We start from the raw sequence: 5,568 nt of genomic DNA on the forward strand, positions 1-5,568 counted from the left end.
CCGGAGCGACGCCCGCGGTCCCCTGCGTTCGGCCGCGCGGCTCTTCGACCGGCTGAGGGCCGTGCCCTGGGCCGAGCGGGCCCGCTCGGAGCTGCGGGCGACCGGCGAGACCGGCTCCGCCGTCCCGTCGCACCAGCAGGCCACGGCGCCCGACCCCCTCGACCGGCTCACCCCGCAGGAACTCCAGGTCGTACGGCTCGCCGCGGAGGGGAGCAGCAGCCGGGAGATCGCCGAGCAGCTGTTCCTCAGCCCGCGCACGGTCGAGTATCACCTCTACAAGGCCTATCCCAAGCTGGGCGTGGCGTCCCGCCGGGAGCTGGCCCGCCTCGACCTGGAACCCGCGGCGGCGCGTTCGTGACCGCGGTCGCGCGGCCGGCCGCCCGTTCCGCTTTGCGATGATGCGAGGATGCGTCCCCCGCTCACGGCCCCCTCGGAAGACTCCGACATCCCCGCCTTCTGGCAGTCGCTGGGGCTCCCCGGCCTGATCGACGTGCACACGCACTTCATGCCTGAGAACGTGCTGCGGAAGGTGCGGGCGTACTTCGACCGCTTCGCCGAGGCGGGGCTGTCATGGTCGGCGCGGTACCGCTCGGATGAGTCCGACCGGCTCGGTCTGCTGCGCTCCTTCGGGGTCCGGCGCTTCACGGCGCTGCTGTACCCGCACCGCCCCGGCATGGCGGAGTGGCTCAACGGCTGGGGCGCCGAGTTCGCCGCCCGTACGCCCGACGCCCTGCGCACGGCGACGTTCTACGCCGAGCCGTCCGCGGCGCGCTACGTGAAGGAGGCGCTCGCCTCGGGCACGCGGGTGTTCAAGGCGCACGTCCAGGTGGGCGGGTACGACCCGCGCGACCCGCTGCTGGAGCCGGTGTGGGGAATGCTGGCGGAGGCGGGCGTACCGGTCGTCGTGCACTGCGGGTCGGGACCGGAGCCGGGCGGCCACACCGGGCCGGAGATCTTCAGTCAGGTGCTCACCCGGCATCCGCGGCTGGTGCCGATCATCGCGCACATGGGGATGCCGGAGTACGAGGAGTTCCTGGCGCTGGCCGAACGCTTCCCGGGGGCCTACCTGGACACCACGATGACGTTCACCGAGTTCACGGACAAGGTGCGGCCGTGGCCGTCATCGCTGACGCCGCGCCTGGCCGACCTCGGCGACCGCATCCTGCTGGGCACGGACTTCCCGAACATCCCGTACGCGTACGCGGAGCAGCTGGCCGCTCTCGTACGGCTGGATCTGGGCGATGACTGGCTGCGCGCGGTGTGCCACGACAACGCCGCCCGCCTGTTCGCGGTGCCCCCACCCTCCGGCGAGGGCGCCTGAGCGCAGATGAAGGCGCCGCCGGGTGAACCGGCGGCGCCTCGTCCACGGTGTCCACGACGTCCGCGGGTGGGTCCCCTTCCCCCAAAGAGGGCCCACCCGCGAACACTCGCCTTCCTGGGCTTTGGACGGGTACAGATCCAGGGCCCGGGAATTCGGCCCTCGCATCGTCTCCCCCATGAATCCCCCCGAATTCACAGACGACGCGTCAGGCCTCCGTGGTGGTCTCAGGTTGTAGCAATCACGCTACGTGGACGCCTGTTCTGCGGCGTCCCTCCCGGGATGACACTTGGCCGTACACCCTCGGTTGACCGGCCATGTGCCCCTGCCACCCGCCGATGACGCACCGGTCCGCGCCCCGTACTCCAGCCTGCACTACTTCGGGGATACCGGCAGCTGGAGCACATTTGTGCAGGTCATGGGAGCGACCTGGGGGATGCGGCGATGGTGCGATGTTCTCGCACACCAGCCCACCGTCCCCGAAGGGTCCGACCGATGAGCACGCCCACGATGCCGCCCCGATCCGCCCACCACGCCGAGGCTCGTGATTCCGTACCCGCTCCCCGCGGTCCCGCCGGAGTGATCCGGCGGCACCCGCTGGTCGCGTTCTTCGTCCTCGCCTACGCCGCGAGCTGGCTGGCCTGGCTGCCGTACGTGCTGTCCGGCGACGGGCTCGGCGTGCTGAACTTCCGCTTCCCCAGGCTGCTGGGCGACAGCCAGATCCCCGGCGTCCTGCCGGGGGCGTACCTCGGGCCGCTCGGCTCGGCCCTCGTCGTCTCGGCGATCACCGGCGGGCGCGACGGGCTGCGCCGCTGGCGGCAGCGGCTGTTCCGGCTGCGGGTCGGCGGCTGGTACTGGTACCCGATCGTGCTGATCGGCGTCCCGGTCCTGCTGGTCGGCGGCACCATGGCGCTGCCCGGCGCCGCCGCGAGCCTCCGCGCGCCCTCCCTCGCCGTCGTCGCCGGGTATCTGCCCCTGCTCGTCGTCCAGGTGCTGACCACCGGCATGGCCGAGGAGCCGGGCTGGCGCGACTTCGCCCTCCCGCTGATCCAGCGGCGCCACGGTGCCTCCCTCGGCACCCTCATCCTCGGCCTGGTCTGGGGCTGCTGGCACCTGCCGCTGTTCTTCACGAGCTGGTCGCTCGGCGGCACGCGGCCGGACACGGCCCACTGGTGGATCACGGTCGGCACGTTCCTGCTCATGGCCGTGGCGATCAGTTACCTCATCACCTGGGTCTTCAACCACACTCGCGAGAGCCTGCCGGTCGCCCTACTGCTGCACGCGAGCAACAACACGGTCGCCAGCCTCGTCCTGCCGGAGCTGTTCGCCGACACGCACGAGTCGTGGATGCTGACCGCCGGCGTCATCGGCTACGGCACCGTCGCGGTCATCCTCCTCATCGTCACCCGCGGCCGCCTCGCCTACCGGGGCCCACGCGACTGACCGCCGCCGAGCAGAACGGCCCCTGCCGCGGTCATCGCCGGTGGGGGCCGGTTCCCTACGCCCCGGTGGTGCGGTCGATGGTGTGCACGAGGATCTCGCGCGCCCTGGCGAGTTCGTCGGCGCGGCGATCGAGGGCGGTCAGGTGTTCGCGCAGAGTATCCAGGACGCCGGGGCACGGGCGCAGGTGCGATGTGCCGACCGCGCAGGGCAGGATCTGCCGGATGACGCGCGTGGGGAGCCCGGCGGCCAGCAGGACCCGGATGCGGGCGACCGTCTCCTCCGCCGCCTCGCCGTAGTCGCGGTAGCCGTTGGCGAGGCGCCGGGAGCCGATGAGTCCTCGGGTCTCGTAGTAGCGCAGCAGGCGCTCGCTCACTCCGGTGCGCTGCGCCAGTTCTCCGATCAGCACCAGGCCCCCCGGCCGACTTGACCTTCCAACCGTGTCAAGGCGCAACAGTGATCCGGCCGGGCGCATTCCAGCCGCGACCCGGCCGGAACCCCGGAGGAGAACGAATGATCATCGATGCGCACGGCCACGTCCACGACCCGGTCGCCGACCACGTCGCGTTGTTGGATGAGGCCGGAGTGGACCGGGCAGTGCTGTTCATGACCCGGCCCCATCCGGAGCGCGCGACCGACCTGGCGTCGCTGCGCCGGGAGATGGCGATCCTGAACGACCGGCTGCACGGACGGGGCGACCACGCCGACACCTACCAGGCCGCCGCGGCGGAACTGGACGCCGCCCTGGCGGCGTGGCCCGACCGGTTCATCGGGTTCGGCTCCGTGCCGCTCGGGCTGCCGGAGGATCGGATCGCGGCCGCGGTGGAGCGGGAGGTGGTGGGGCGAGGGCTGCGAGGCATCGGGGAGCTGACCCCGCCGCCCGGACAGGCGGCGCGCGTCGAGCCCGTGCTCCGCGCCGCCGACGAGCAGGGCGGGTTGCCGGTGGTCGTCCACGGTTCCGCGCCCACGACGGCCGACGACCTGCGCACCCTCGCCACGCTCGCTCGCCGGTATCCGCGCGTGCCGTTGGTCGTGAGCCAACTCGGCGGGCCGAACTGGATGGACGCCGTGGAACTGGTGCGCGAGACCCCCACGATGTACCTGGAGCTGTCCACCGCGAGCATCGTCTTCGCGGTCCGGCTGGCGATCAGTGAGATCCCCGAACGGACGCTGTTCGGCTCCGACGCCCCGTACGGCGACCCGGTGCTGGCGCGGGCGACCGTCGAACGCGTCACCGCCTCCGGCGAGATCCGTGACCGCGTCCTCGGCGAGACCGCCGCCGCTCTGCTCGGCCTGTCCTGACCCGCGCGCCCCAACTTGGCCGGAAAAAGAATTACTATGGCGATCGACTCTAATTCAAATCAGCAATCATGGTAATTCTCAATTAATAGTATACCAAGAAGGGGCCGCAATTGTCTACCCGCGAGATTGAACGCGAGCAGAATTATGTGGCGATGCTTTATCGGCGCGTCGACGAGCTGCGGGAACGGATGACGGAACGGCTGGCCGGCGCGCTGCGGGAGACCGGCGGGACCCGGCAGGCTCAGGTGGAACGGGAGTCCGCGGTCGCCCGATACGCCGAGCGAGTGGCCAAGTTCGACGCGGCCGAACACGGTCTGTGCTTCGGCCGGCTCGATCGGCGCGACGAACGGCTCTACATCGGGCGGATCGGAGTCCTCGACGACGAGGGCGACCCCCTGCTGATCGACTGGCGCGCCCCGGCCGCGCGCCCGTTCTACGTGGCCACGGCCGCCGCCCCGGACGGCGTACGGCGCCGGCGCCACATCGCCACGCGCAACCGTCAGGTGGTGGGCCTGGACGACGAGGTCCTGGACGGCGACGCCGCCGGCGAGGAGGGACTGATCGGGGAGGCCGCGCTGCTGGCGGCGGTCAACGCCGGGCGCACCGGCCGGATGCGGGACATCGTGGAGACCCTGCAGGCCGAGCAGGATGAGATCATCCGCTCCGGCCCCCGGGGGATGCTGGTCGTGCAGGGCGGGCCGGGCACCGGAAAGACGGCCGTCGCGCTGCACCGCGCCGCGTACCTGCTGTACACCCACCGGCGCCTCGCGGAGCGCGGCGTACTCGTCGTGGGCCCGAACGCCACCTTCCTGCGGTACATCGGCCAGGTGCTACCCGGGCTCGGCGAGACCAACGTGCTGCTGTCGACGGTCGGCGGGCTGTTCCCCGGGGTGATGGCCGACCGCGCCGAACCACCGGCGACCGCCGAGGTCAAGGGCAGGGCGATGATGGCCGACACGGTGGCCGCCGCCGTACGGGATCGGCAGGCTCCGCCCCGCGGCCCCGTGGAGATCGCGTACGGCGACGAGACGCTGCGGCTCGAGGAGGAGGACTACCGGCGCGCGGCGCGGGCCGCGCTGAACGGTCCGGTGCTCCACAACCAGGCACGGCGGATCTTCGTACGGCAGGTGCTCGACCTGTTGACCCGGCAGGTCGCCGAGCGCTTTGAGGCCGTCACGCTCGACGACGACGGCCGGCCGCTCGACGGGAGCGACGGCAGTGGCGCGCTCGGCGAGGCGGACGTACGGGCCCTGCTCGCGGCCGGGTACCCGCAGGAGCTGCTCGACGCCGATTCCGCCGCCGAGGACGACGAACGGCCGCTCCTGGACGAGGACGACCTGGCGGAGCTGCGCCGCGAGCTCTCCGCCGCCCCGGGCGTACGGGCCGCGATCGAGGAGCTGTGGCCCTCCCTGACGCCGCAGCGGCTGCTGTCCGACCTGTTCGCCGACCCGGCGCGGCTCGCCTCGGCCGCGCCCGGCCTCACCGACGCGGAGCGCGGGCTGCTGCGG

General features: G+C 72.2%; 6 protein-coding genes. 5 read left to right on the forward strand and 1 reads right to left on the reverse strand.

Features of this window, described 5'->3' with window-relative positions; genetic code table 11:
• The 3 genes from ACFFNX_RS40475 to ACFFNX_RS40485 form a co-directional block, all read left to right on the forward strand.
• Positions 1-358: helix-turn-helix domain-containing protein (locus tag ACFFNX_RS40475; RefSeq protein ID WP_378211482.1), on the forward strand; the 358-nt coding region annotated here is incomplete at its 5' end.
• Positions 359-406: 48 nt separating this feature from the next.
• Entirely contained in the window at positions 407-1,321 is a 915-nt protein-coding gene (locus tag ACFFNX_RS40480; protein ID WP_378211483.1) for an amidohydrolase family protein, read from the forward strand.
• A 492-nt stretch (positions 1,322-1,813) separates the two neighbouring features.
• Positions 1,814-2,761, forward strand: a complete 948-nt coding sequence (locus ACFFNX_RS40485) for a CPBP family intramembrane glutamic endopeptidase (protein ID WP_378211484.1) — start codon at positions 1,814-1,816, stop codon at positions 2,759-2,761.
• A gap of 55 nt (positions 2,762-2,816) precedes the next feature.
• Here ACFFNX_RS40485 and ACFFNX_RS40490 read toward each other — a convergent pair whose 3' ends face one another.
• Positions 2,817-3,167 (reverse strand): MerR family transcriptional regulator, encoded by a 351-nt coding sequence (locus ACFFNX_RS40490; RefSeq protein ID WP_378211485.1) that lies wholly within the window; start codon positions 3,165-3,167, stop codon positions 2,817-2,819.
• A 104-nt stretch (positions 3,168-3,271) separates the two neighbouring features.
• Between ACFFNX_RS40490 and ACFFNX_RS40495 the strand changes: the two genes are divergently transcribed.
• Both ACFFNX_RS40495 and ACFFNX_RS40500 read left to right on the forward strand, forming a co-directional pair.
• The gene (locus ACFFNX_RS40495) at positions 3,272-4,060 is read left to right on the forward strand and encodes an amidohydrolase family protein (RefSeq protein WP_378211486.1); all 789 of its coding nucleotides are present in this window, start codon (positions 3,272-3,274) and stop codon (positions 4,058-4,060) included.
• A 110-nt stretch (positions 4,061-4,170) separates the two neighbouring features.
• Positions 4,171-5,568, forward strand: a 1,398-nt coding sequence (locus ACFFNX_RS40500) for a HelD family protein (protein ID WP_512699877.1), incomplete at its 3' end; no start/stop codon positions are given.

This window comes from Actinoallomurus acaciae (genome assembly GCF_042429965.1).
Lineage (GTDB): Bacteria > Actinomycetota > Actinomycetes > Streptosporangiales > Streptosporangiaceae > Actinoallomurus > Actinoallomurus acaciae.

Bases quoted from the DNA above. Each gene is read 5' to 3' on its own strand.
- ACFFNX_RS40485 (WP_378211484.1), top strand. From the start codon at position 1,814: ATGAGCACGCCCACGATGCCGCCCCGATCCGCCCACCACGCCGAGGCT.
- ACFFNX_RS40480 (WP_378211483.1), top strand. From the start codon at position 407: ATGCGTCCCCCGCTCACGGCCCCCTCGGAAGACTCCGACATCCCCGCC.
- ACFFNX_RS40495 (WP_378211486.1), top strand. From the start codon at position 3,272: ATGATCATCGATGCGCACGGCCACGTCCACGACCCGGTCGCCGACCAC.